General features: G+C 68.4%; 17 protein-coding genes and 2 CRISPR repeat arrays. Of the genes, 6 read left to right on the forward strand and 11 right to left on the reverse strand.

Translation table 11 applies throughout. The features are described 5' to 3' along the window. Nucleotides 1-37 precede the first annotated feature (37 nt). Entirely contained in the window at nt 38-1027 is a 990-nt protein-coding gene (locus NGK70_RS02895) for an IS630 family transposase (protein ID WP_251973654.1), read from the reverse strand. A 140-nt stretch (nt 1028-1167) separates the two neighbouring features. Further along, nucleotides 1168-1694: a CRISPR direct-repeat array (repeat unit 37 nt; unit sequence GTCCGGATGCTTGCCCTGATATCGAAGGGATTAAGAC). 267 nt (nt 1695-1961) lie between these two features. Here NGK70_RS02895 and NGK70_RS02900 point away from each other — a divergent pair. Further along, complete coding sequence (locus NGK70_RS02900) at nt 1962-2999, forward strand: IS630 family transposase (RefSeq protein ID WP_251971881.1); 1038 nt, start codon at nt 1962-1964, stop codon at nt 2997-2999. 77 nt (nt 3000-3076) lie between these two features. Then, nucleotides 3077-3393: a CRISPR direct-repeat array (repeat unit 37 nt; unit sequence GTCCGGATGCTTGCCCTGATATCGAAGGGATTAAGAC). A gap of 103 nt (nt 3394-3496) precedes the next feature. On the opposite strand, the gene NGK70_RS02905 is transcribed toward NGK70_RS02900, so the two are convergent. Then, complete coding sequence (locus tag NGK70_RS02905; protein WP_251971882.1) at nt 3497-3853, reverse strand: DUF2917 domain-containing protein; 357 nt, start codon at nt 3851-3853, stop codon at nt 3497-3499. 180 nt (nt 3854-4033) lie between these two features. On the opposite strand from NGK70_RS02905, the gene NGK70_RS02910 reads away from it, so the two are divergent. Then, nucleotides 4034-5536, forward strand: a complete 1503-nt coding sequence (locus tag NGK70_RS02910) for an aminotransferase-like domain-containing protein (protein WP_310742574.1) — start codon at nt 4034-4036, stop codon at nt 5534-5536. Here the strand turns inward: NGK70_RS02910 and NGK70_RS02915 are convergent. From NGK70_RS02915 to NGK70_RS02925, 3 genes are all read right to left on the reverse strand, one after another. Then, on the reverse strand, nt 5494-6126 hold the full coding sequence (locus tag NGK70_RS02915) for a Uma2 family endonuclease (protein ID WP_251971883.1): 633 nt from the start codon (nt 6124-6126) through the stop codon (nt 5494-5496). The two genes, NGK70_RS02910 and NGK70_RS02915, sit on opposite strands and share 43 nt — an antisense overlap. Nucleotides 6127-6191: 65 nt before the next feature. Next, the gene (locus tag NGK70_RS02920) at nt 6192-7223 is read right to left on the reverse strand and encodes a Bug family tripartite tricarboxylate transporter substrate binding protein (RefSeq protein ID WP_251971884.1); all 1032 of its coding nucleotides are present in this window, start codon (nt 7221-7223) and stop codon (nt 6192-6194) included. A gap of 57 nt (nt 7224-7280) precedes the next feature. Next, entirely contained in the window at nt 7281-8645 is a 1365-nt protein-coding gene (locus NGK70_RS02925) for a THUMP domain-containing class I SAM-dependent RNA methyltransferase (protein ID WP_251971885.1), read from the reverse strand. A gap of 61 nt (nt 8646-8706) precedes the next feature. Here NGK70_RS02925 and NGK70_RS02930 point away from each other — a divergent pair, with 61 nt between their 5' ends. Both NGK70_RS02930 and ftsH read left to right on the forward strand, forming a co-directional pair. Further along, nucleotides 8707-9675 (forward strand): 2-hydroxyacid dehydrogenase, encoded by a 969-nt coding sequence (locus tag NGK70_RS02930; RefSeq protein WP_251971886.1) that lies wholly within the window; start codon nt 8707-8709, stop codon nt 9673-9675. Between the two features lie 53 nt (nt 9676-9728). Further along, nucleotides 9729-11648 carry an ATP-dependent zinc metalloprotease FtsH gene (gene ftsH, locus NGK70_RS02935; RefSeq protein ID WP_251971887.1) on the forward strand — a complete coding sequence of 640 codons (1920 nt, stop codon included), beginning with the start codon at nt 9729-9731 and terminating at the stop codon, nt 11646-11648. 405 nt (nt 11649-12053) lie between these two features. Here ftsH and NGK70_RS02940 read toward each other — a convergent pair whose 3' ends face one another. Further along, nucleotides 12054-12662: an autotransporter outer membrane beta-barrel domain-containing protein gene (locus NGK70_RS02940; RefSeq protein ID WP_251971888.1), complete on the reverse strand. Its 609-nt coding sequence runs from the start codon at nt 12660-12662 to the stop codon at nt 12054-12056. Between the two features lie 309 nt (nt 12663-12971). Between NGK70_RS02940 and NGK70_RS02945 the strand changes: the two genes are divergently transcribed. Next, nucleotides 12972-14111 (forward strand): helix-turn-helix transcriptional regulator, encoded by a 1140-nt coding sequence (locus tag NGK70_RS02945; RefSeq protein ID WP_251971889.1) that lies wholly within the window; start codon nt 12972-12974, stop codon nt 14109-14111. 5 nt (nt 14112-14116) lie between these two features. Here NGK70_RS02945 and NGK70_RS02950 read toward each other — a convergent pair whose 3' ends face one another. Then, nucleotides 14117-14434, reverse strand: a complete 318-nt coding sequence (locus NGK70_RS02950; protein WP_251971890.1) for a hypothetical protein — start codon at nt 14432-14434, stop codon at nt 14117-14119. A 425-nt stretch (nt 14435-14859) separates the two neighbouring features. Here NGK70_RS02950 and NGK70_RS02955 point away from each other — a divergent pair, with 425 nt between their 5' ends. Beyond that, nucleotides 14860-15645, forward strand: coding sequence for a YiaD family glycine zipper/OmpA-like lipoprotein (locus tag NGK70_RS02955; protein ID WP_428985564.1), 786 nt, complete (start codon nt 14860-14862; stop codon nt 15643-15645). A gap of 25 nt (nt 15646-15670) precedes the next feature. On the opposite strand, the gene NGK70_RS02960 is transcribed toward NGK70_RS02955, so the two are convergent. The 4 genes from NGK70_RS02960 to NGK70_RS02975 form a co-directional block, all read right to left on the reverse strand. Further along, on the reverse strand, nt 15671-16006 hold the full coding sequence (locus tag NGK70_RS02960; protein ID WP_251971891.1) for a hypothetical protein: 336 nt from the start codon (nt 16004-16006) through the stop codon (nt 15671-15673). Between the two features lie 28 nt (nt 16007-16034). Beyond that, nucleotides 16035-17747: a methyl-accepting chemotaxis protein gene (locus NGK70_RS02965; protein ID WP_251971892.1), complete on the reverse strand. Its 1713-nt coding sequence runs from the start codon at nt 17745-17747 to the stop codon at nt 16035-16037. A gap of 206 nt (nt 17748-17953) precedes the next feature. Next, nucleotides 17954-23290 carry a PAS domain S-box protein gene (locus NGK70_RS02970; protein ID WP_251971893.1) on the reverse strand — a complete coding sequence of 1779 codons (5337 nt, stop codon included), beginning with the start codon at nt 23288-23290 and terminating at the stop codon, nt 17954-17956. A gap of 106 nt (nt 23291-23396) precedes the next feature. Then, entirely contained in the window at nt 23397-24356 is a 960-nt protein-coding gene (locus tag NGK70_RS02975; protein WP_428985565.1) for a metallophosphoesterase family protein, read from the reverse strand. Nucleotides 24357-24381 lie beyond the last annotated feature (25 nt).

Here is a 24381-nt window from a genome sequence, read left to right on the forward strand (position 1 = left end):
ATATCGAAGGGATTACTAAGACAGAAAATAATTTAATTCACAAAATGTAGGGGCAATCTGGATGGCGAAAAAATCCTGAAACCAGAGCAGGCAGATCTTGTAGTCGCAGTAGCGCCCGCTCGATCAAACTGCGCAGGCTGGCTTTGTCTGTCGGCTTTTGCTTTGATACTCGCTCCTTGACGTTCTTCCAGACCTGCTCGTCAGGGTTGAGTTGTGGAGAGTATGGCGGCAGGTAGTGGAGTCGAAGCAGTCCATCGGTTGAATTGACATATTCTTGAACAATTCCGGCTTTGTGAATACTGTGACCATCGACGACGAGAATGACCTTCTGAGTCCGGTCGGTCATCAATTGGCGCAGGAACTTCACGAAGACCTCGGCCGTTGTGCGTCCCTCGTGGAGCATGAAATGCAGTTGTCCATTGGCACTGACCGCAGAAATCATCTGCACCGACACACGCTTGCCCGTCGAGCGCACCACAGGTGTTTGTCCCTGGGGTGCCCACGTGGTACCGGCGTGGTAGTCCGAGCGCATGCCAGCCTCGTCAGCGAACAGGATCTGTGCACCCAGCACCTTGGCGGTGGCCTGGAGCTGCGGCCAGTCAGACGCCCACCATTGCGACACCAGCACGGGGTCTTGTTCATAGGCGCGATGCACCGGACGCTGCGTAGTGAAGCCCAGCAGGCGCATCGCCTTGCTCAGCGTAGGCAGGCTCAATTTCATGCCGAACTGGCGCTCGATGAGTGCGCCAATCATGGAAAGTGTCCACAGCCCGAACTCGAACTTCAGTTGGTCGGGCGTGTTGTCACGAACCGTATCGGCAATCCACCGAAGTTGCTCTTCATTGAGTTTGAGCGGGCGCCCGGCTCCGCTTTTGGCTGCCAGCGCATTTTGCCCGCCCTCACTGAAGGCGGCGACCCATTTGTAGACGGCACGACTCGTCACGCCGAACAAACGCGCCACATCCGCCGCAGCAAACCCTTCCCGCATCATCTTGACACCCTGCATTCGATTCCACTGCTGCTCCATTCGGCGCGAGGTAAAAACAGGACGGGGAGGCAGTTTGTGCTTCATGGTGCATATTATATATGAACACAAACTCAATTAGAACTAAATTTCTTTATTTCTTAGTAAGACAGGATGCCCACCTTGGCAGCACCGGCCACAAGGTCCGGATGCTTGCCCTGATATCGAAGGGATTAAGACCCCGCGGGCATAACCCGTGATAACGCCCACCGTGTCCGGATGCTTGCCCTGATATCGAAGGGATTAAGACGTGCCAGCCTTGCTGGCCTTGTCGGCTGCGTTGGTCCGGATGCTTGCCCTGATATCGAAGGGATTAAGACCTCATACTGCCTCCACCTTATGGTTGATCCGCAGTCCGGATGCTTGCCCTGATATCGAAGGGATTAAGACGGCCCACCAAGGCTGACAGGTCGGCCAAGATGCGTCCGGATGCTTGCCCTGATATCGAAGGGATTAAGACGGCGGGACTCGACGTGGGCGCCAGGAACATCAGTCCGGATGCTTGCCCTGATATCGAAGGGATTAAGACGACTCGGGTAACCCGGCGGATGGCAGGCCTGGCGTCCGGATGCTTGCCCTGATATCGAAGGGATTAAGACGCCGGGCTCACTCGGACGAATACGCCCACTCGGGTCCGGATGCTTGCCCTGATATCGAAGGGATTATTAAACCGGCAATAAAACAGGCGACACAAAGGTCCCGCAAGTCCTTGATTGCAAAGGACTTCCTTGATACGCAAATTTTTCCTGTTTAATTGCCGGATTAATAAGACAAGTGGTGCAGCTTGAACGGCTCGCCGGCAGATGTCCGGATGCTTGCCCTGATATCGAAGGGATTAAGACGGCATGTCCGCCCAGCGGTCACCCGTGAACGTGAGTCCGGATGCTTACCCTGATATTAGTTCGGCAACTCTATAGAGCGTGTTATTATATTTATCATGAAACCCCAAGACGCACGCAGTATTTCACCCGACGCCCAGCGTGAAAAGCGCACCGTTGCACTCAACATGCGGACGCAGGGATACACTTTCGTCGAGATAGGGCATGCCGTTGGAGTTCACTCTCGAACGGTGCAGAAATGGTTGGCGCGAGCCGAGATGGACGGGACGGATGCGGCCATCGACGGCAAGCCACGGGGTTATGCGGTGGGCGAGCACCGGCAATTGACTCAAGAGCAGGAATCGCAGATTCGCTCGTACATCACCGATCGAATGCCCGATCAGTTGAAGATGCCCTACGCCCTGTGGACGCGCAAGGCAGTGCGCGACCTGATTCAGGACGTCACCGGCGTGACCATGCCCATTCGCACCGTTGGCCTGTACCTCAGCCGCTGGGGCTACACGCCGCAGCGCCCGCTCAAACGCGCCTACGAACAACGCCCCGCGGAGGTGCAGAAGTGGCTGGAGGTGAGCTACCCGGAAATACAGCAGCGCGCCACGAAGGAAGAGGCGGAGATCTTCTGGGGCGACGAGACTGGCGTGAACTCGCGCAGCCAGCAAGGGCGCAGCTACGCGCCGGTGGGCAAGACCCCAGCGGTGGCGCTGACCGCCAAGCGCTTTGGCATCAACATGATCAGCGCATTCTCCAACCGTGGCGAGTTGCATTTCATGCTCTACCGCGAAACCTTCGATGCAGCCAAATGCACCGAATTCCTTGGGCGCTTGACGCGCTGCAGTACCAAGAAAATCTTCCTCATTTTGGACAACTTGAAGGTGCATCACGCCAAGGATGTCAAGGAATGGGTCGAGGACAACAAGGACAAGATCGAGTTGTTCTTCCTGCCATCGTATTCACCCGAACTCAATCCGGACGAGTATTTGAACGGCGACCTGAAGAACCGGATTGCAGAGAAACCTCAGGCAAGAAACAAAGAAACGCTGGAAAGCAATGTAAAGAGCATCATGACCGACCTTGCGGCCAAACCAGTTCACATTCGTTCATACTTCAGACATCCGAAGATCCGCTACGCGGCTTGATGCGCCCTGTAGAGTTACCGGATTAATATCGAAGGGATTAAGACATGGTCGCCTCACGCAGCTGCCGCACCAGGGCGGTCCGGATGCTTGCCCTGATATCGAAGGGATTAAGACGCTGCGGCGGCCCTGTTATTGAGGCCTGCGAGGGGTCCGGATGCTTGCCCTGATATCGAAGGGATTAAGACTGGGGTCGGATATTGCTTCTTGCTGGTAAAAGGTCCGGATGCTTGCCCTGATATCGAAGGGATTAAGACGCTGGCCACGATGCCGATGCAATCCATCAGGGTCGTCCGGATGCTTGCCCTGATATCGAAGGGATTAAGACTTTCGGCTTCATTGGCTGCCTTGCGATCCTCCGTCCGGATGCTTGCCCTGATATCGAAGGGATTAAGACAACGTGCGCAAAGATTCCCGAAAACACGATATGTTCGGACGGGGACGGTCGGTCCTCCAGGGTCAGGGGGATCGGATGGGGCGCCCGGGGGGGCGCCGTACGCTCAGCGCCAGCAGACCCGCGTCGGCATGCTGCTGTCGCCCTCGATCACCACCACGGCGCCACGCGGCAGGGGCAGGTGCTCGCCGGCGGTGAGAAAGTGGTCGCGGGCATCACCGCTGACCGTGATCCAGGCGCGGCCGGATTCCACCCGGAGTTGGCTGCCGGTGCGGGCCCGGCGGGTGCAGGTGGCGCCGCGTGCCAGGGTGAGGGGCTCGCCAGCGGACTCGGCGTCAGGGCGGGGCGCTGCGGCCGGAGTGCCGCGGCGGGCGGGCACGGGGAGGGGCGCTTGCAAGGGGTGCGTGAGGCTCATGGCGGACCTGGGGTTGTGGGCGGTGGTGGGGTGGGGGTGGCTGTCCATGGCGGCGATGCTCGGGGGCGTCTGTGTGCCGCGACAGCCCCAGCGCAGTCCCGGTGTGACCGGTACAGGTGGTGCGCCGGGGCGGCTGTGCCGGTCGCACAGCCGGCCATCTGTATGGGTCCACTGGCGGGTGGGGCATACAGAATGGGGGCATGAGCCCCTCCGATGCCACCGGGCTGCATGACAGCCTCTATCTCCAGATCGCCGAGCGCATGGCGCAGTCCATCCGCAGCGGCACGTTGGCGCGCGGCGAGCGCCTGCACGTCGGTGCGCGAGCTGGCGCGCCGCCAGGGGGTGTCGCCGGCCACGGTGGTGCAGGCCTATCGCGCGCTGGAGGATGCTCGGCTGGTCGAGGCGCGCCCGCGCTCGGGCTACTTCGTGGCGGCGCGGCCGCAGCGGCTGCCGGAGCCGGAGCTGTCAGCGCCGCCGGTGGCGTCGCTGGCGGTGGATGTGAGCCTGCTGGGCGAGCAGGTGATGCAGCTGGCGGCCGATCCGAGCGTGATTTCCTTCGGTGCGGCCTGCCCGAGCGGCGAGCTGTTTGCCCAGGAGCGGGTGCGCCGCGCGGTGAGCCGGGCCGCCCAGCGCCACCGCGCCACGCTGTGCCGCTACCCGCTGGGGCCGGGCAACGAGCAGCTGCGCCGCGCCGTGGCCCGCCACGCGCTGGGGCTGGGTTGCCAGCTGGAGGCGCGCGACATCGTGGTGACCAATGGCTGCCTGGATGCGATCAGCCTGTGCCTGCGTGCGGTGACGCGTCCTGGCGACGTGGTGGCGCTGGAGTCGCCGACCTACTTCGGCTTCCTGCAGATCCTGGAGAGCCTGCACCTGCGGGCGCTGGAGATCCCGACGCATCCGCGCACGGGGCTGTCACTGGATGCGCTGCAACTGGCCTTTGACACCCAGCCGGTGAAGGCGGTGCTGGCGGTGCCGACGCTGAGCAACCCGCTGGGCGCGTGCATGCCGGCAGCAGAGCGGCGCCGGCTGGCGCAGATGGTGGCCGAGCGGGGCATCCCGCTGATCGAGGACGTGCTCTACAACGACCTGGCCGAGCGCGACGAGCTGCGCCGCGCCGTGAAGGCCTGGGACACGAGCGGGCACGTGATGATCTGCGGCTCGTTTTCCAAGACGGTGGCGCCGGGCCTGCGGGTGGGCTGGGTGGAGGGGGGGCGATGGTCGGCCGAGGTGCGGCGCCTCAAGGCGGTGCACTCGGGGGGGCAGACCGAGCTGGTCGACCTGGCGATGGCGGACCTGCTGACGCAGTCCGGCCACGAGTCCGCCTGGCGGCAGCTGCGCGCCACGATCGCGGCCCGGGTGGATGAGGCGCGCGGCGTGATCGCCGAGAGCTTTCCCAAGGGCACGCGCGTGACCGATCCGGCCGGTGGCTACATCCTCTGGGTGGAGCTGCCGGCGGGGCTGGACTCGGTGGCGCTGTTCCGTGCCTGCCTGGCCGAGCGCATCTGCATCGCGCCGGGCACGATGTTCAGCGCCACCGGGCGCTTCGACCATTGCATCCGCCTGGGCGTGGGTGGGCGCTGGGACAAGGCGCAGCGCGAGGGGCTGCGACGGGTGGGCGCCATCGCCTGCGCGATGGTGCGCAGCGTGGCGGGAGCGCCGTCCGCAGGTGCCGATACGGCACGCTGGCGTCAGGCGCCCGCGGCGGCGCTGCCGGCAGCGGTGTCCTCGTAGATCAGTTCCATCGGCAGCGTGAGCCCGACGCTGTCGAGTTGCACCGTCTCGCCCGGCCCGCTCGGGTGCAGCACCCACAGGCCCTCGGCGTTGCGGCGGAAGAGGTCGGCGTGCACGCGGTCCTGCTCGATCAGCAGGTACTCCTGCAGGCTGGGCAGGCGCTGGTAGAGCTCGAACTTCAGGCCGCGGTCGTAGGCCGCCGTGGACTCGGACAGCACCTCGACGACGAGCTTGGGCGAGGTCTTGGCCAGCTCGGCCTGTTCGGTCAGGTCCTGCGGGTCGCAGGTGACGAAGACGTCCGGGTAGAGCACCGCATCGGCCGCCTGCACGTGCAGCTTCATGCCTTCGATGTGGGTGCGGCAGGGGGTGCCGCGCAGGGCCTGGCGCAAAGCCATGTAGACGTTGCCGGCGATGAGGTTGTGGGTGCCGCGTGCCCCGGTCATCGCGAAGACTTCGCCGGCGATGTACTCGTGGCGGTCGGCCTGGGCGGCCTCCCAGTCGAGGTAGGCCGGTATGTCGAAGGCGGGACGGGGCTGCGGGACGGCGGACATGGCGATGTGGCGGCGCGGCGGCGGGTGGGGTCGGCGCATGGTATCGCGCAGGCCCCGCCGTACCAAGCCGCTCCGGGCCGCTGCCCGCGGCGGACCCGGGCTGGTTACTGCGGCTGGAAGCCGCTGGCCTTGATGATGCGTGCCCAGACCTGAGCGTAGGCCTGTTCGCGCGTGGCGAGTTGCTGGGAGGTCATGAACCCCACGGTCAGGCCCATGGTGGTGAGGCGCTCGTGCACGTCGCGCTGGGCGATCACCTTGGCGAGCGCCGCGCCAAACTCGTCGATCTTGGCCCGGGGCGTGCCCACCGGGGCGAAGACGCCGTAGTAGGGCATGTCCTCCAGGCCGGCGAGGCCCAGCTCGGCGAAGGTCGGTACGTCGGGTAGCACGGCCTGGCGGGCGCCGCCCAGCACGGCCACCACGCGGACCTTGCCGGCCTTGTGGTTCTCGATGAAGTCGGGCACCGAGCCGACGCCGGCGGCGATCTGGTTGCCCAGCATGTCGGCCATCATCGGCGCGCTGCCGCGGTAGGGCACGGGCACGAGGTCGAGCTTGTACTTCTCGCCGATGACCTTGACTAGGAACTCGGGCGTGGAGGCCGGCGCCGGGATGCCCACGGAGCCCTTGCCGCCGCCCTTTCCGTCCACGTTCGTGCGCAGCCAGCCGACGTAGTCGTTGAAGCCCTTGGCCGGGGTGCCGCCGGAGACGGCCAGCGCGTTGACGAAGGTGGCGAAGCCCGCCACCGGCACGAAGTCCTTGGCCGAGTCGTAGCCCGGCGTCTTCACCACCATCGGCAGGATGGTGATGGTGTGGTCGTGCGACAGGAACAGCGTGTGGCCGTCGGCGGGTGCGGCCTTGAGGGCCTGGGCGGCGAGCTGGCCACCGGCACCGGGTTTGTTCTCGACGATCACCGGGGCGCCGAGCTCGTCCTTGAGCTTCTCGGCCAGCAGGCGGGCGATGGCGTCGGTGCCGCCACCGGCCGGGAAACCGACCAGCAGCTTGTACGGTGCCTTGGCATCGGCCGCCAGGGCGCCGGAGAACGGCGTGGCGATGGCGGCGGCGGCCAGGGCCGCGCTGGCGAGCAGGCGGCGGCGGGTGGCGGTGGAGCGCGGCAGGTGCCGCGGGGTGGTGCAGGTCATGGGAGGCTCCAGAGCGATGAGACAGGGGAACGGAAACGGTTCGGGCCCGGCAGGCGGTCAGTCACCCTCGACCTGGGCCGGGGCCTCGCGTCGCATCGAGCCCGCCACCAGGTCGAAGCGGAACAGCCGGCATTCGATCGGGCCGTTCCACATCGGCACGCGCCGGCTTTCCTTCAGGCGCATGGCCTGCGGCAGCTTGGCGTCCGGGCTGAGCACCCAGGCGGTCCAGCCGGGGTACTGCTTCTTCCAGTGGCTGGCCAGGGCGCTGAAGAAGGCCTGGGAAGTGCCGCCGCCCTCGAAGCCTTCCCGCGCGCCGGCATCGGCGCGCGTGCCGTATCGATCGCCTGCATCGGCATGGGTGCCATATCGATCGCCCGCATCGGCACGGGTGCCATAGCGCTCCCCGGCATCACCGCGTGAGCCGGTGCCCTTGGCCTCGATGCGCTCGCCGTACGGCGGGTTGAGCATCAGCACGCCGTGCTCGGCCGGGCAGGGGCGCTGCAGCGCGTCGGCGGTCTTGAACTCGATGGCCTGGCCCACGCCGGCCTGCTGGGCGTTGCGGCTGGCGAAATCGGTCATGCGGAAGGACACGTCACCGGCAAACACCGGCACCGCCGGGGCGTGGAAGCGGTTGCGCGCCTCGGCCTTCATCTGCTGCCAGGCCTTGGCCTCGGCACGGAAGGGGGCCAGCTTCTCGAAGGCGAAGCTGCGCTGCAGGCCCGGGGCCATGCCGCAGGCGATCTGCGCGGCCTCGATGGCGATGGTGCCGGCGCCGCAGCAGGGGTCCAGCAGCGCGCCGTCCTCGGGGCGGCCGTGCCAGCCGGCGGCGGCCAGCATCGCGGCGGCCAGCGTCTCCTTCAGCGGGGCCTCGCCCTTGACGCCGCCGCGGCTCTCGTCGCGCCAGCCGCGCTTGAACAGCGCCTCGCCGGAGAGGTCCACCGACACCGTGGCGTGCGACTCGTTCAGGTGCAGAACCAGCGACAGGTCGGGGTGGCGCGGGTCCACGTCCGGGCGGTCACCGGTGGCGTCGCGCATTGCGTCGCAGACGGCGTCCTTGATGCGCAGGGCAGCGAAGTGCAGGCTCTGCAGCGGCGAGCGCTGCGCGGTGCAGTCCACCCGCAGGGTCTGGCGCGGGGTGATCCAGTCGGTCCAGCGCACCTTGCGGGCCAGGTCGTAGAGGTCGCGCTCGTCCTGATAGTCGCCTTCGGCGACCTGCCAGAGCACGCGCTGGGCCAGGCGGCTCTCCAGGTTCAGGCGCATCGCGCTGGCAAGGCTGCCCACCAGCGCCACGCCGCCACGGCCGGGCTGCACGGACTCGGCGGCACGCGGTGCCCCGGATTGGGTCAGGATGGCGCGGATCTCGTCGGCCAGCAGGGGCTCGACGCCAGCGGCGCAGGGGAGGAAGAGCGGGGCAGGGTTCACGGGCCGGATTGTCGCTGCTGCGACCGTCCTCCGGCGGTCGGCCGGTGGCTAGCATCGCAGGATGGACATCCTGCTGACCGGCCGCTGGGCCGACGATGACGAGCGCGACACCTGGCTGGCGGCCCTGTGCGAGGCCGTGCGGCCGGTGCTGCCCGGTGCCCGCTGGTGGCTCGACCGCGGCGAGGCGCAGCCGGCCTGGCCGGACCGCATCGAGATCGCGGTGGTCGCCAACCCGCTGCCCGGGCGGTTGCAGGGCCTGCCGCGGCTGCGGCTGATCCAGTCGCTCTGGGCCGGCGTCGACCGCCTGCTGGCCGACGAGTCGCTGCCGGCAAGCGTGCCGATCGCGCGCATGGTCGACCCGGCGATGAATGCGGCGATGGCGGAGACCGCGCTCTGGGCGGTGCTGACGCTGCAGCGCGGCTTCCACCACTACGCCGCGCAGCAGCGTGCCGGCCTCTGGCGCCAGCTCCCCCAGCGGCGCGCCGACGAGCTGACCGTCACCGTGCTGGGCTGCGGGCAGATGGGCGCTGCGGCCGCGCGCCGGCTGGCCGCGATGGGCTACCGGGTGCGGGCCTGGCGGGCGACGGCCGGGGCCGCGGCAGGCCTCGCTGGCATCGAGGTCCACGCCGGTGCCGAGGCGCTCGCGCCGCTGCTGGCCGACAGTGACATCGTCGTCAACCTGCTGCCGCTGACACCGGCCACGCGCGGGCTGATCGACGCCCGCTTCCTGGCCGCGCTGCCGCCCGGCGCGGCGCTGGTCAACCTGGCGCGTGGCGCCCATGTGGAGGAGGCCGACCTGCTGGCGGCACTCGACAGCGGCCGGCTCGGCCACGCCGTGCTGGACGTGTTCGCCACCGAGCCGCTGCCGGCCAGCCACCCCTTCTGGTCGCATCCACGCGTGACGCTGCTGCCGCACGTCGCGGCGCTGACCGACCCCCGCAGCGCCGCCACGGTGGTGGCGGCCAACCTGGGCGCGCTGGTGGAGGGACGGGAGATCGCGCACCGGGTGGATCGCCGCCGCGGCTATTGATCCGACACACCCGGGGCGTGCGCAAGTCACACATTCCGGCGCATGATCCAGGCATGGCTGCACCGTTCGACCGCCCTCGCCCCGATCCCGCCGGGCCAGATCGCCCGGGCGGGCGCCCGCCCTGGCCGATCAACCCCTGGGGCTTGGTGTTCGCGCTGATCCTGGTGTTCACGCTGCGCGACCTGTGGGTCACCGCCACCGAGGTGCAGCCCATTCCCTACAGCGAGTTCCACCAGCAGCTCAAGGACGGCAAGCTGGAGGCCATCCGCATCGGCAGCCGCACCATCGAGGGCGAGCTGAAGAACCCCACCGCCGACGGGCGCAAACGCATCGTCACCACCCGGGTCGACCCGGCGCTGGTGCGCGAACTGGAGCCCTTCGTCGAGGCGCACGCGGTGCGCTACGAGGGCGTGCTGGAGAACACGCTGCTGCGCGACCTGCTCTCCTGGGTCGTACCAGCGCTGGTGATCTTCGGCCTGTGGTCGCTGGTGGCCAAGCGCATGGCGGCCCAGGGTGGCGGCTTGGGTGGCCTGGGCGGGATGCTCTCGGTGGGCAAGAGCCGGGCGCGGGTGCACAGCGAAACCGACATCACCGTGCGCTTCGACGACGTGGCCGGCGTCGACGAGGCCAAGGCCGAGTTGCGCGAGTCGGTCGAGTTCCTGAAAAACCCCGCCGCCTACGGCCGCCTGGGTGCGCGCATGCCCAAGGGCGTGCTGCTGGTCGGCCCGCCGGGCACCGGCAAGACGCTGCTGGCGCGCGCGATGGCCGGTGAGGCGGGGGTGCCCTTCTTCTCCATCACCGGCAGCGAGTTCGTCGAGATGTTCGTCGGCGTCGGTGCGGCGCGGGTGCGTGACCTGTTCGAGCAGGCCCGCGCTGCGGCGCCCTGCATCATCTTCATCGACGAGCTGGACGCGCTGGGCCGCGCGCGTGGCATCGGGCCGCTGAGCGGCGGGCACGACGAGAAGGAGCAGACCCTCAACCAGTTGCTGGCCGAGATGGACGGTTTCGACGCCAGCCAGGGGGTGGTGATCCTGGCCGCCACCAACCGGCCCGAGGTGCTGGATGCCGCACTGCTGCGCGCCGGCCGCTTCGACCGCCAGGTGCTGGTGGACCGGCCCGACCGCCGCGGGCGCGCCGAGATCCTGCGCGTGCACTTCCAGAAGGTCACGCTGTCGCCGGTGGTGGACGCCGACGCAGTGGCCGCGCTGACGCCGGGTTTTGCCGGCGCCGACCTGGCCAACCTCGTCAACGAGGCCGCGCTGCTGGCCACCCGGCGCGGCGCGGCGGCGGTGGAATCGCGGGACTTCACCGCCGCGGTGGAGCGCATCGTCGCCGGGCTCGAAAAGCGCCAGCGCGTGATGAGCGCCACCGAGCGCCGCACCGTGGCCGTGCACGAGAGCGGCCACGCCCTGGTGGCCATGCTGCAGCCCGGCAGCGACCCGGTGCACAAGATCTCCATCATCCCGCGCGGCATCGGTGCGCTGGGCTACACGATGCAGCGCCCCACCGAGGACCGCTACCTTGCCACCCGCAGCGAGCTGCAGCAGCGCATGGCGGTGCTGCTGGGCGGGCGCGCGGCCGAGCAGCTGGTGATCGGCGAGATCTCCACCGGCGCGGCCGATGACCTGGCCCGCGTCACCGACATCGCCCGTGACATGGTGACGCGCTACGGCATGGCCGAGGCGCTGGGCCAGGTGGTGTTCGCCGGCCAGCAAGCGCGCTTCCTGCCCGGTAACGGCGATGGCAGCAACGGCTTGCTGCCCGCCGAGCGGCCCTTCTCGGATGCGACGGCCGACGCCATCGACCACGCCGTGCGCAGCCTGGTCGACGCCGCCTACGCCCACGCCAGCGAGCTGCTGGCCAGCCGGCGCGAGCTGCTCGACGAGATGGCCGGCCGCCTGCTCGACCATGAGACGCTGGACGAGGCGGAACTCGCTGCCATCGCGGCGCGGTTGCGCGGCGCAACGGTGTAACGAACCTGGCCGCCGTTACGGACAGGTGCCGCTGGTCAGCGACACGCTGCGGTACTCCGAGTCAATGCAGCAGGAGCTGGCACAGTACAGCCCACCCTTCGTCAGGTTCGAGCAAACCTGTTGCGCGGATATCGTGTAGTCATCTACGTTGAACGACCGGCACCCGGACGTCCATGCGCCGTAGTCATAGCGGTTGCAGGTTTGGCTCGTCCGTTTTTGGTATGTACATGCATAGACGCTGGAATCAGAATCGCCACCGCCACAGGCTACCAGGGAGACGGAAACGAAGATCCAGCAGAGTATTTGCTTGAAGTCGGCGTTCATGATGCACCTGAAATTGGGGGCGAGGTACCGTGGCACCTGGGAGGGCTGACTCAAGTCGCCCTTGCCGACGGGCCAGCTGTGTCAGAACATGAAATTGAGCCCAACCGACACAGCGGAATAGAACCCCAGCGAGCTTTCCTGATCGCAGGCCCGGCCGCGGAAGCCGCTGGGTTCCGTATAGGTGCAACTGCTGGATCCACCGGCCCACTGGCCGATGTTCAGTCCGGGCGTGATCGAGAAATTGTTACCCAAGCGGAACCGGTAACCCGCTTCGGCGCCCCATTGGATGTTCTTGGAGTTGCCTTTGCCGGCATACGGATATTCGTTGTAGGTCCAGTCGACATCGAATCGGCTGAGTGCACCACCCACGTACATGCCCTCCAGCTTCCGATTGAAGTAGTAGCGGAAACCGGCACCGAAGGCCTTGCCGTCGCCTTCCTCGACATAGTTGCCCTCATCCCACTTGTAGCTGAGCGACGAGCCACGCGCAAAGATCGACCATCCGGGGGAAACCATGTGCTCATATTCCAGCATCGTCACGGTTCCTTTCTTCAGGTCGCCAATCGGCGGCGTGGCGGCGATCGCGAGGTTGAGCGAGTTGTTCTGTGCCATGGCACCCGCGGATGCAATCAGTCCGCTGATCAACAGGAAACCTGCGCGGGTGAGATGGGGTCTTTGGAACCTGTTCATGAAACCTCCGATGACGATGGGTTGGGAAAACCGTGTCGGGCCATCTCGATCCCATCCCGGTCCGGAACCGGTTTCCGATCCTGATGATCAGCAATGGCCGTCATTGGATTCATCGTAGAAAGAGGTCCGCGGCGAGGATGCCCTCCCGTTGGAGGGCATTACGTCTTGTTGCAATCCAGGGCATGCGGTTTCTGGTGGGCTACAGGGTCTTGACCCTGATCAACGCTGGCGCGGTGCCGCTGGAGTGTTGACGAACCTCGCTTGCCGAGAGCTTGCCCTTGATGTCATCCTGAACCCAGGAGGGTTCGCGTGAAGCAGAAGGATCGGGCGGCAGATTCCGCGCTGGCCTATGTGCGTCTGTTATGCAGTACCGGAGTGAAGTCCACGCTCGTGGTTCCGGATCTGTTGCGCACCTTGCACGATGTCGTGCCGGCGACGGGTTATGTCTTCACCTGGATGGATATGGCGGGTGGACTGGCGGCGATGTACTGCGAACCGCCCCTGGATACCCCGGTTCCTGAATTCCTGAAGGACCCCGCCTACCTGCTGGCACAGGCCGGCTATCGCAACGATCACCTGCAGGGCCAGAGTCGCAACGGGCAAGTGGCCGAAATCAGTGCGAGTCCCGAGTTCAAGTCAAGCGAGTTCTTCGAGGTGATGTGCCGTCCCGCCGGGGTCGAGCACGGCTGGGACGGTTTCGTCCGGATGGACGGGCGGGTCTGCGCGGTGTTGGCCCTTTGGCGCGACGCGCACATGGCACGAGTGGATGCAGAGGAAGAGTATCAACTGCGCTGCGTCTTCCCGCACCTGGCGCACCTGCTGGCTGTCGAGAAGGACGCGTCGGACGAGGGTGCGGGGGATCGGTTCCTGCCCAGCGGGGAACATGGCCTTGCCGTGGTGGATGGGACCGGGAGGATCATTCACGCTTCTCCGGAGGCGCAGCGGATGTTGTGGTATCTGGCTCACCCGGCGTTTCGGGGCCACGGCTCGCCGGTGGGCGATGGCGTGCCTGCGAACGAGGCGATCGAAGAAGTTTGCCGTCGGTTGTGCGCGCTGTTGAGGAACCAGCCGACCCCGGCACCCGGATTGCATCTGCGCAATCAATGGGGCGCCTTCTCGATACGCGGTTTCATTCTAAGTGGTCACCCGCAGGCGTGGGGCGATTCGGGTGCCACCCTGTTCGGCCTGCAGGTCAGCCGATGCGTGCCGCCCGAAGTGGCCGCGGTGCGACGGATGATGGGGTTGCCCTTGTCGCACAAGCAGCGGGAACTGTGCTTGCAATTGGTACGGGGACTTAAACCCGCCCAGATCGAGGCGGTATTGGGGATCAAACCGACGACGCAGAAAGACTATCTGCTGCGCATCTACAACAAGCTCCAGATTGCCTCGCGGGAGGAATTGTTCGACCGATTGCTGCAGACCGAACCCGCGCATCGGGTAGAGGTCTGAGTCGGCTATTTTCGGGCGAAATAGGCCCGGTCCACGACTTTCCCCTTCGCGTCGAAATCAATGACGAGGGAATGGGTCTCCGACTTGAGACCGCCAAAGGAAGCCTGCGCATGGACGTATGTCCATCGTGACACGGCACCGATCGGGCTGCCGGAGATCAACTCCATCTGGTAAGGCTCCCCGAACCATGCCCGAATCTGTGTCTGATCATGAATACCCACCTGGATGTCCTGGGCGCGTGTGGGATCGAATGGCCGGCCTGCGCTGGCGCAGGCGACCAGCAGGGCCACCAGCGTCATGGCGCCGATATTCTTGAGGTTCATTCCTGTTTCCTCCCTGGTTGATGGCGTGAGAGTGATCGGGCGGGGCGGGGAGGGGGCGAACCCCCCGGGATTCCGTTTCGTCCTGGAAATCATCATAGGAACGGGGGACCGAAACCGGTGCCCTCCTGCGGGAGGGCATTGCATATTGTTTCAGTTGGCGTGTACGCCAAAGCGTGGCCTGTGGAACAAGACCCCCGCGGGGCCCGGGTGGCCGTCCCGGCGCGGCAGGTTCGTGGGGCAGTGCGTGAACCTGGGGCAAGAACCGCAAGCCCGGTGTAACGGCCCGGGGCAGGATGGCCTCAACTGTGTCGGGTCGTTTCTTGTGCGCTGCAGCAGGACTTCAGAATCGGCGCCCCGCGGTGGGTCCGGGGCGCGCCGATGAGGCGGGCTCCCGGCCTGGGGCCGCTTTGAACAGGAGTACTGCCATGCGAATCCATCCACGAACTGATCTGTTGGCCACGGCGGCTGGCGTGACCACCGATGCGGTGGCCAGTGGCGCCAGCAGCAATGGCACGGGCGCGGCCCAGGGCGCTGTCACCGGCACCGCCAGGCGCCCGCGGGAGCCGCGCGCGTTGGCACTCATCCTGGCCACCAGCGCGCTGGCCTGGGGCCTGGCGGGCTGCGCCGACATGAGCGAGCGCCAGAAGGGCACGGCGGCCGGGGCGGCGATCGGCGCGGCCGGTGGCGCGGTGATCGGCAAGGCGACCGGCGGCAAGGCCGGCACCGGCGCGGTGGTCGGTGGGGTCGTCGGCGCGGTGGCCGGCAACCTCTGGTCCAAGCGGATGGAGGACAAGCAGCGCGCGATGGAGCAGGCCACGCGCGGCACGGGTGTCGACGTCGTGCGCACCGCGGACAACCAACTCAAGCTGAACATCCCGGCGGACCTGGGCTTTGACGTGGGCCGCGCCGAAGTGAAGCCGGCGTTTGCGACGCTGCTGGACAAGTTCGCCCACGGGCTGGACGCCGGCATGCAGGTGCAGGTGGTTGGCCACACCGACAACAGCGGCAGCGATGCGCTGAACAATGCGCTCAGCCGCGAGCGGGCCGAGAGCGTGCGCGATCAGCTCGTCGCCAAGGGGGTCGCGGTGGGGCGCATCGCCATCGAGGGCCGCGGTGAGCGCCAGCCGGTGGCGGACAACGCCACGCCGGAGGGCCGGGCGCACAACCGGCGGGTGGAGGTCTTTCTGCGTGAACCGCAGCCCGCGTCGTGAGCGCAGGCTGAGCGGAGCGGTCTGCTCAGCCGGGCAGGGTGGCCGGGGCCGACCACTTGTCGCTGTCCCAGCCCAGCAGCTCGGCGAGCCGGCCGATCAGCCAGGGCAGTTCGGCTTCGCGCAGGCCGGCGGCCGGGTTCGCCAGGGTGGCGTGGATGCGATCCAGCACCTCGTCTTCGGCAATGCCGAGATCGAAGTGGATCTGCTGCGCCGTGGCCATCAGCTGCTGGGCGAGGTCCTCGCAGAGCTCGGCGCGCTCGGCCAGTTCCTCGCGGGCGATGGTGAGCCGGCCGCGCCGGTCGGTGTAGAGGGCGCGGAAGGCGTCGGGGATCAGGATCTGGGAGCTGGAGTCATCGGCCATGGCGCAAGTGTCGCCCAAGGCCCCAGCGTCAGAAGGTTTCCCAGTCGTCGCCGGGCGCCGTGGCAGGCACCGCGGCCGCCGCGGTCGGGGCTGGAGTGGCGGTGCGGGGAGGCGTCACCGCTGCGGCCGGCGCCTTGGCGGGCCGTGCCGCTGCCAACGTGGCCGCAGCAGCGGGCACCCGCGGGGCCACGGGGCTGCTGCTGGCATCCTGGCCGATTTCGAACTTCAGCACCAGGTCGTTCAGGCGCTGGGCCTGCTCGCGCATCGAGTCGGCGGCCGCCGCGCTTTCCTCGACCAGCGCCGCGTTCTGCTGGGTCATCTCGTCCAGGCGGGTGACGGACTGGTTGACCTGGCGGATGCCGTCGTTCTGCTCGCGTGCGGAGGCGCTGATCTCGCCGATGATGTCGGTGACGCGGCGCACGGAGGCCACCAGGTCGGTCATCGTCACGCCGGCGTCCTGCACCAGCTTGGAACCCTGCTCGACGGTGTCCATCGAGGCACCGATGAGCGACTTGATCTCGCGTGCCGCGCCGGCCGAGCGCTGCGCCAGGGCGCGCACCTCGCCGGCCACCACGGCAAAGCCGCGGCCCTGCTCGCCGGCCCGTGCGGCTTCCACGGCGGCGTTGAGCGCCAGGATGTTGGTCTGGAAGGCGATGCCGTCGATCACGCCGATGATGTCGCCGATCTTGCGGCTGGAGGCGGCGATCTCGTCCATGTTGGTGACCACCTGGCTGACCACCTCGCCACCGCGGGTGGCGGTGTCGGCCGCGGAGGAGGCGAGCTGGTTGGCCTGGGCGGCGGCGTCGGCGCTTTGCTGCACCGTGACGGTGAGCTGCGACATCGAGCCGGCGGTGGCCTGCAGGCTGCTGGCAGTCTGCTCGGTGCGGTTGGACAGGTCGGCGTTGCCGGTGGCGATCTCGGCGCTGGCGATCTGCATGCTCGCTGCGCCGGAGCGCACCTCGCCGACGAGCTGGCGCAGCGCACCGGTCATGCGGTCGAGGCCACGCATCAGGTCGCCGATCTCGTCGCCACGCGAGGTGTCGACCTGGCCGGTCAGGTCGCCACCGGCGATGCGGTCGATGGCGTCGCGCGCGGCCATCAGCGGCAGCACGATGGCGCGGGCACTCAAGGCGGCCATGATCAGGAGGACGCATGCCAGGACGAGCATCACCGCGACCACGCCATAGACGGTCAGCATGCGCTGGGCCGCTGCCGCCCCGGCCTGCTCCTCGGCCTGCTGGTGCTCCAGGGCAACGAAGGTGCGCTGCGCCTCCAGGTAGCTGGCGAGCCGGCTGCGCACGGCCTGCACCTGCTCGGCGGGCACCTCGGCTGCGTCGCCCCGCTTGCCCAGTACCTCGCGGCGCAGTTCGACGTAGGCCTTGCGGGTCTGCGCGACGCGCTCCAGGGCGGCCTTCTCCTCCGGCCGCTCGGCGCGTGCTTCGATGGCTTTCTGGATCTGGGAGATGCGTGCCGACGTGGCGTCCATCTCGGCCTTGAGCTTGTCGCCCAGCGTCGCGTCGGTACTCTGGATCGCCGCCAATCCCCGTGCCGCGTTGGCCTCGGTCAGCCCGGCCCACTGGGTGGCGTCCTCGATCATCTGCAGCTGCTGCAGCTGGGCCGCTCGAACGGCGTTGACCTGAGACTGGGTGCGCAGACCGATGAACACGGCGGCAACCAGGATGACCGCGACCACGGCCAGGTTGGGCAGCCACAGGCGTCGGGAAATGGAGAAGGATTTCATGGGGGCAACACTCCTGGTCCGACACGGGACCGGGCTACCGGGGGCGATGGGCGGTGGGCCTGCGGACTGCCGGGCTTGACCCGGTGACAGGCCTGGCAGCGTGGCCATCATCGGTGCGAACCGCCATGGCCGGTCGAGCGATATCGGCCGCCAAGGGCTCTCAATTCAACCGGGTGATCGGGTTCCTGGCGGGGGTGTGCCAGCGGTCACGGGTGCGGGTCGAGCAGCCGTTCGACCAGCACCAGCGCCGCTTCGAAGTCGAAGCCGTGGATGCGCTGCCCCAGCTCGCGGGCCTGCGCGCCCAGGGTGGCCACCAGGGGCGCATGGGCCTGGTCGAAGGCGTCCAGGGCCTCGGTGTCGTGCAGCGTGAGCAGTTCGCGCAGGCGCTCCAGTGCGGCTCGGGCGGCTGCAACGGTGCCGGCGTCGGCCATCGGCTGGGGGCGGGCCGGCGGCGCAGGTGGCTCACCTGGCGCGCCTGGGTGGGCGAGCGCGGCCTGCAGCGGCGGCAGGCAGCCGTTCAGCTCACGCTCCACCTGCGCGACCGCCGTTGCCAGGGCCGCCTGGCTGCGTTGCTCGACGGCAGCGATCTCCAGCGCCCGGCTGGCCGTGCTCAGCGCCAGGGCACCGATGGTGGCGGCCGTGCCGACCAGCCCATGGGCCAGCGCGCGCAAGGCGTCGCAGGCTGCCCTGCGGTCTGCCGCGGTCGCCGCGGCCTGCAAGGCGGCCTGCAGGCGCGGGCCGTCGTCGGCGTGGTGCGCCAGAAAGAGTTCCAGCATGCGCCGGTAGAGTTTCTCGTCGCCGCGCAGGCGGCGCAGGGCGCCCTTCGGATCGAGTCCGGGGTGCTGTGCCAGTGGCTCCAGATGCAGTGTCGCTGCGCCGCTGGCAGCGGTGCTGCCTGACGAGGGAGGGGCCACAGACCGCGGCGAAGCGGCCATTGGCGAGGCGGGCGCCGCGCCGAGTCCGCGCAGGCGATCGCCTTCGCGCAGCCAGTGCAGCAGGCTGTGCCGCAGGGCCTCCGGCTCGACCGGCTTGATCAGGAAGTCGTTCATGCCCGCGTCCAGCCCCAGGCGGCGGTCCTCGGCGAAGGCGCTGGCCGTCAGGGCGACGATGGGGACCGCGGCGCGCCCGGGCAGGCGCCGGATCGCCGCGGTGGCCTCCAGGCCGTCCATCACCGGCATCTGCACGTCCATCAGGATCAGCTCGTAGTCCTGCTCGGCGGCCATGCGCAGCGCCTGCGCACCATCGCAGGCGATGTCCACCTGCGCCCCGAGGGCAGCGAGCAGGTCGCGCGCCACCTCCTGGTTGATGGGGTTGTCCTCGGCGAGCAACAGGCGGGCGCCGCGCAGGCGTGCGCCGCCGTCCGGCACATCCAGCGCATCCGGCGCATCCGGCGCGGCGTCCGCCGGTGTGGTCGCCGGGGTGTCGGCGGGCGCGTCGGCCAGGCCCAGCGGCAGTTCGAACCAGAAGGTGCTGCCCTGGCCGGGCTGGCTGTCCATGCCGATGCTGCCATCCATCAGCTCGACCAGGCGCTTGCTGATGGCCAGGCCCAGTCCGGTGCCGCCATAGCGGCGTGTGGTGGAGGCGTCGGCCTGCTCGAAGGCCTCGAACAGCCGGGCGGACTGCGCCGGGCTGACGCCGATGCCGGTGTCGACCACCGCGAAGCGCAGCCAGGTGCGCTCATCGCTGCGCTGCAGCGGGGTCACCCGGATCGCGACCGAGCCCTGTTCGGTGAACTTGACCGCGTTGTTCGCCAGGTTGAGCAGCACCTGCTCCAGGCGCAGCCGGTCGCCGACCACGTGCACCGGGCAACTGGGCGCGAGCTCGACGTGGAACTGCACCGCCTTGCTGCGCAGGCGGCCGTGCACCATGTCGGCAATGCGCGCCAGGCTGGCGGCGAGGTCGAAGGCACCGAGGTGCAGGTCCACCTTGTGGGCCTCGATCTTGGAGAAATCGAGGATGTCGTTGATGACCTGCAGCAGGTGCTCGCTGGCGTCGGCGATCTTGTCGAGGTGGTCGCGCTGGCGCGGCGTCAGCGGATCGCGGCGCAGCAGGTGCGCGAAGCCGACGATGGCGTTCATCGGTGTGCGGATCTCGTGGCTCATGTTGGCCAGGAAGGCGGTCTTCGCCTGGCTGGCTGCATCGGCGGCGTGCTTGGCCTGCTCCAGCGCGAGCTCGATGCGGCGGCGCTGAACGATGCCCCAGAGCTCGGTGCCGATCAGGCCCAGTTCGCGCTCGTCGTCGGCGTCATAGGGCTGGTCCTTGCCGGCGGCCTGGAGCAGGCAGGCGACGCGGCCCTCGTCTTCGATCGGCACCACGACGGTCGCCACCGCAGGGTCCGCGGGTGGCTCGCCCACCTGGGCCAGGGTGCGCTCGTCCTGCCCCGCCGCCGCAGGCGTTGCCAGGCGAGCGCTGCGGCTGCCGGTCAGACGCATGGCCTCGCTCAGGCCACGCTGCCAGAGGGCCTCCTCGTCCAGCGAAGCAGCCAGCCGGCTCAGCAGCAGCATGGCGCGCAGCCGCTCGTCCTCGCGGTGAAGGCGCTGATTGAGGGCCTCCAGCTGCGTGGTGCGGGTGGCCACCAGTTCCTCCAGATGCTGGCGGTGGCGCTGCAGCTCCTGCTCGGCGGCCAGGAAGGCCAGTGCGAAGCCCAGGTTGCTGCTCAGCCGCTCGAACAGGCGCATCAGGTCGGCGTCGAAGAAACCGGGCTGGTCGGCGTAGACGTTCAGGCAGCCCTCGATGCGATCGTTCAGATGGATCGGGAAAGCCGCGCTGGAGTGCAGGCCTCGTGCGAGGGCCCGCTCGCGCCAAGGTGCCGTGCGGGGGTCGCGGGCAATGTCGTCCACCCGCATCGCCTGGCCCTGGAGCAGCGCCAGGGCCGTCGGTCCGAGTGGCGCGGTCAGGCTCAGGCTCAGGTTTTCGACATAGCCATCGGAGGGCCCGGCCTGTGCCGCCGGAACGATCGCCTGGCTGGCCGGGTCAACCTGGCCGATCCAGGCCAGCCGCAGGCCACCTTCCTCGACCGTGATGCGGCAGGCCTCGGCGAACAGGGTCTGGCGGTCATGCACGCGCACGATCGCCTCGTTGACGCCGCTGAGCACCGCGTAGGCCTGGTTGAGCCGGCGGATGCGCGCCTCGCGGGCCTTGGTCTGGGTGACGTCGCGCCACACGGCCGACAGCAGCGGCCGGCCGGCATAGCTCAGCAGTCGCAGCGTCATGGCCGCGTCCTGCAGGCTGCCGTCGGCGCGGCGGTGGCGGGTCTCGAAGGACAGTGACTCGCCTGCGAGGGCCCGCTGGCGGTTCTCCTCGATCTGCGCGGCGGAGTGCTCGGCCTGGAAGTCCTGCGGCTTGAGTTGCTTGAACTGCTCGCGTGTGTAGCCCAGCCCGGCGCAGGCGGCGTCGTTGAAGGTCACGATGTGCTGGGTGGCGGGGTCGACCAGCGCGATCGAATCGGTGGTCTGGCTGAACATCGTGTCGACCAGACGCTCCTGATCGGCAATGGCCCGCGCGCCCTGCTTGATCAGCGTGATGTCGCGGGCTACGCCGAGCACCCCCTGCAACTCCCCGGCCTCGTCGAACAGCGGGGTCTTGATGATCTCGAACAGGCCGCGCTCGTCGGTATTCGGCATGCTCAACCAGCGTTCGCTGCCGACGCTGGCGCGGGTGGCGGCAACGCTCACATCGGCCCGGGCCAGCGCGTCGAATGCGTCGGGGGGGAGCAGGTCCCGGTCCGTCCGGCCGACGATCTCTTCCGGCGTGTGGCCCACGAATTGCGCGAACCGCTGGTTGCACGCGCGGAACAGGCCCTGCGGATCCGTCACCCAGATCAGGTCGGGGACGGCGTGCAGGATCTCGCGGGTTCGGCGCTCGCTGTCACGCATCTGCTGGGCCGTGTTCGCATGGGCGATGGCCAGCGCCGCCAGCTGCACCGAGAAATCCAGATACGCCAGCTCCTGTTCGCTGGGGCTGCGCGGCTCGCGGTGGTAGACCGCGAAGCTGCCCAGCATCTGGTCACCCGCACCCAGGATGGGCTCGGACCAGCAGGAGCCCAGCCGCGCCGCGCGGGCGAGCTCCAGATAGGGCACCCAGTTGGGATGCGTCTCGATGTCCTCGACGATCACCCGGCGCCGGTGGAACATCGCCGCTCCGCAGGAGCCGGCGACCGGACCGATGGGCGCGCCGTCGATGGCCTGGTTGTAGAAGTCAGGCAGGCTGGGGGCGGCACCCAGGCGCACGCGCAGGCCGTTGTCGCACAACAGCAGCACGGTGCACAGGCTGCCTGGGAAGGCCGTCTCGTAGTCGAGCACCAGCTGGCGCAGCAGGCTGTCCAGGCCGTCACCGCGGGCCAGGTTCTCCAGCAGCGAGAGGCGGCGCAGGTCGCGCTCCCGGTTGCGATGCAGCGGCGTCACGTCGGTGATCACCGCGATGCGGCAGTCCCTGCCGTCGTGTTGGACGTCGTGCGACTGGGCGACGATGTGCATGACGCTGCCGTCCCGGCGTACGTTGCGCCACTCGCCCGCATAGGCCAGGCCGACCAGCTGGTTGGCCAGCTGGGTGAGCGCCGGTCGGTCCTCGGGCGGGTAGAGGTCGGTCAGGTGCAGCGCGCAGGCCTCGCTGGCGCTGTAGCCATACAGGGCCTCGAAGGCCTCGTTGACGGTCAGCAAGCGCAGGTCGTCGCGTGCATAGATCAACATCGGCGCCGGGTTGCGGGCGAACAGGTGGCGGTATTCCTCCTCGACCCGGCGCAGTGCGGTGATGTCGCGACCGATGCCCAGCACCCCCAGCAATCGCCCGTCGGCGTCGCGCACGGGCGTCTTGATGGTGTGGGTGAGTTCGTGGTGGCCGTCGTCCGGGAAGGTCAGCTCCTCTTCGTTGATGGTCGGCGCGTTACGCTCCATCGCGCGGCGATCGTTGGCACGGAAGAAGTCGGCCAGCTCGCGGGGCACGAAGTCGTAGTCGGTCTTGCCACGGATGTCCGCCTCCGCGGCCCCGAAGAAACGCTCGAAACGTGGGTTGCAGCTGACGTAGACGCCGTCAGGATCCTTCATCCAGACCAGGTCCGGGATGGCGTCGAGCACGGCCCGCTGGCGTGCCCGGTCCGCCTGGAGGGCCAACACCTGCCGCTCCAGCAGCAGCGCACGTTCCAGCACCGAGCGGGTGAGCAGCCCGGCCAGGCAGCCGACCTCGTCGACCACCGCGAGCTGGCCGATGCCCAAGTCGGCCATGCGCTGCAGCGCGGCAGGCACGGAGGTGGTGGTCGCTACGCTGTGCACCGGTGAGCTCATCACGTCGGCGAGGCACTTGCCCTGCGGGTCGAGCCGCTGCACATACAGGCGCAACACGTCGCGTGGGGTCAGGATGCCGACCGGGCGGCATGCCTCGATGACCAGCAGGCAGTCAGCCGGCTGCTCCTGCATCAGGAGCAGGGCCTGCGCGAGTGCCGTCTGCGGACCCAACGTGTGCGGCACCGCGTTGAGCAGCGCCTGCACACCCGGGGTGGCAGTGGCGGCGTGTGTCTCACCCGAAGGCAGGCTCGTGGCTGGGATCAAGGAAGACTCCTGCGGGACGGCATCGGCGCACACGGGGTGCCGCGCTGCCCGAATCGGCACATCTTAGGACGCGACGGACGGGTGTGGCCAGGCGCCGCCGCAAACTTCACAGCGAGAGTGTCATCCGTGCCAGGAAGCCCTCCTGCTCGCCCTTGGTGGCGTAGCCCAGCGGGTTGGCGACGACGCGGCAGCGGCCCACCCGGTAGTCCTGGGCGCAGTGCAGGTGGCCATGCAACCAGAGGTCGGCCTGCGCCAGCCAGCCGTCCAGGGCGTTGCAGAAGCCGGCAGTCCCTGGCGTGAGGCCGTAGCGTGGATCGGCGCTGCGCAGGCTGGGGGCAAAGTGGGTGACGACCACCGTGCGCCCGTCGTGCGGCTGTGCCAATGCGGCCTGCAGCCAGGCCTGGTCCGCCAGGCCCAGCTCGCGCAGCCGCTCGGCCAGCAGGGGTGTGCCGTCGGCGTCGTCGAGCGTGCTGTTCTTGCCCAGGTAATAGTTGGCGGCGCGGAAGGCCTTTTCGCGCTCGCGCAGCCGGCGGGTCAGCTCGCTGACCGGATCGGCGGCGGCGGTCTTCGCCTCGTGCAGTTGGCGGCGCAGCGTGCGGCGCGTGGGGGTGCCCGTCAGCGTGCCGCCGGCAAGGCCCTCGGCCTTGAGCGCCAGCGCTTCGGGCGAAGCGAGCGCGTCGAAGTCGCTCCACAGCGTGCAGCCGATGAAGCGCCACCCATCGATCACGCGCACCTCCCGGTCCAGCCAGTCGATGCCCAGGCGTTCGCAGGTGGCGCGCAGCCGGGCGCGGGTGGCGGCGTAGGGCAGGCCGTCGTACTCGTGGTTGCCGGGCACGTAGAGCACGCGCGGCCAGGGCGAGCCCGGGCGGCGGGGGGAGAACTGGCCGAGCCCGAAATCGCCGTCCCCCCCGGCGAGCGCCGAACCGGCCTGGTAGGAGCCCACGTCGCCGGCCAGCACCAGCAGGTCGATGCCGGGCGCGGCGTCAAAGACGCGGTGCGGGTCGTTCTCGAGGTGCAGGTCGGAGAGCAGCTGCAGGCGCAGGGGCGCAGGCGTGGGTCGGTGCATGGACCGAGTATCGCGGTCGTGCATG

Source organism: Sphaerotilus microaerophilus (genome assembly GCF_023734135.1).
Taxonomy (GTDB): Bacteria; Pseudomonadota; Gammaproteobacteria; order Burkholderiales; family Burkholderiaceae_C; genus Sphaerotilus; species Sphaerotilus microaerophilus.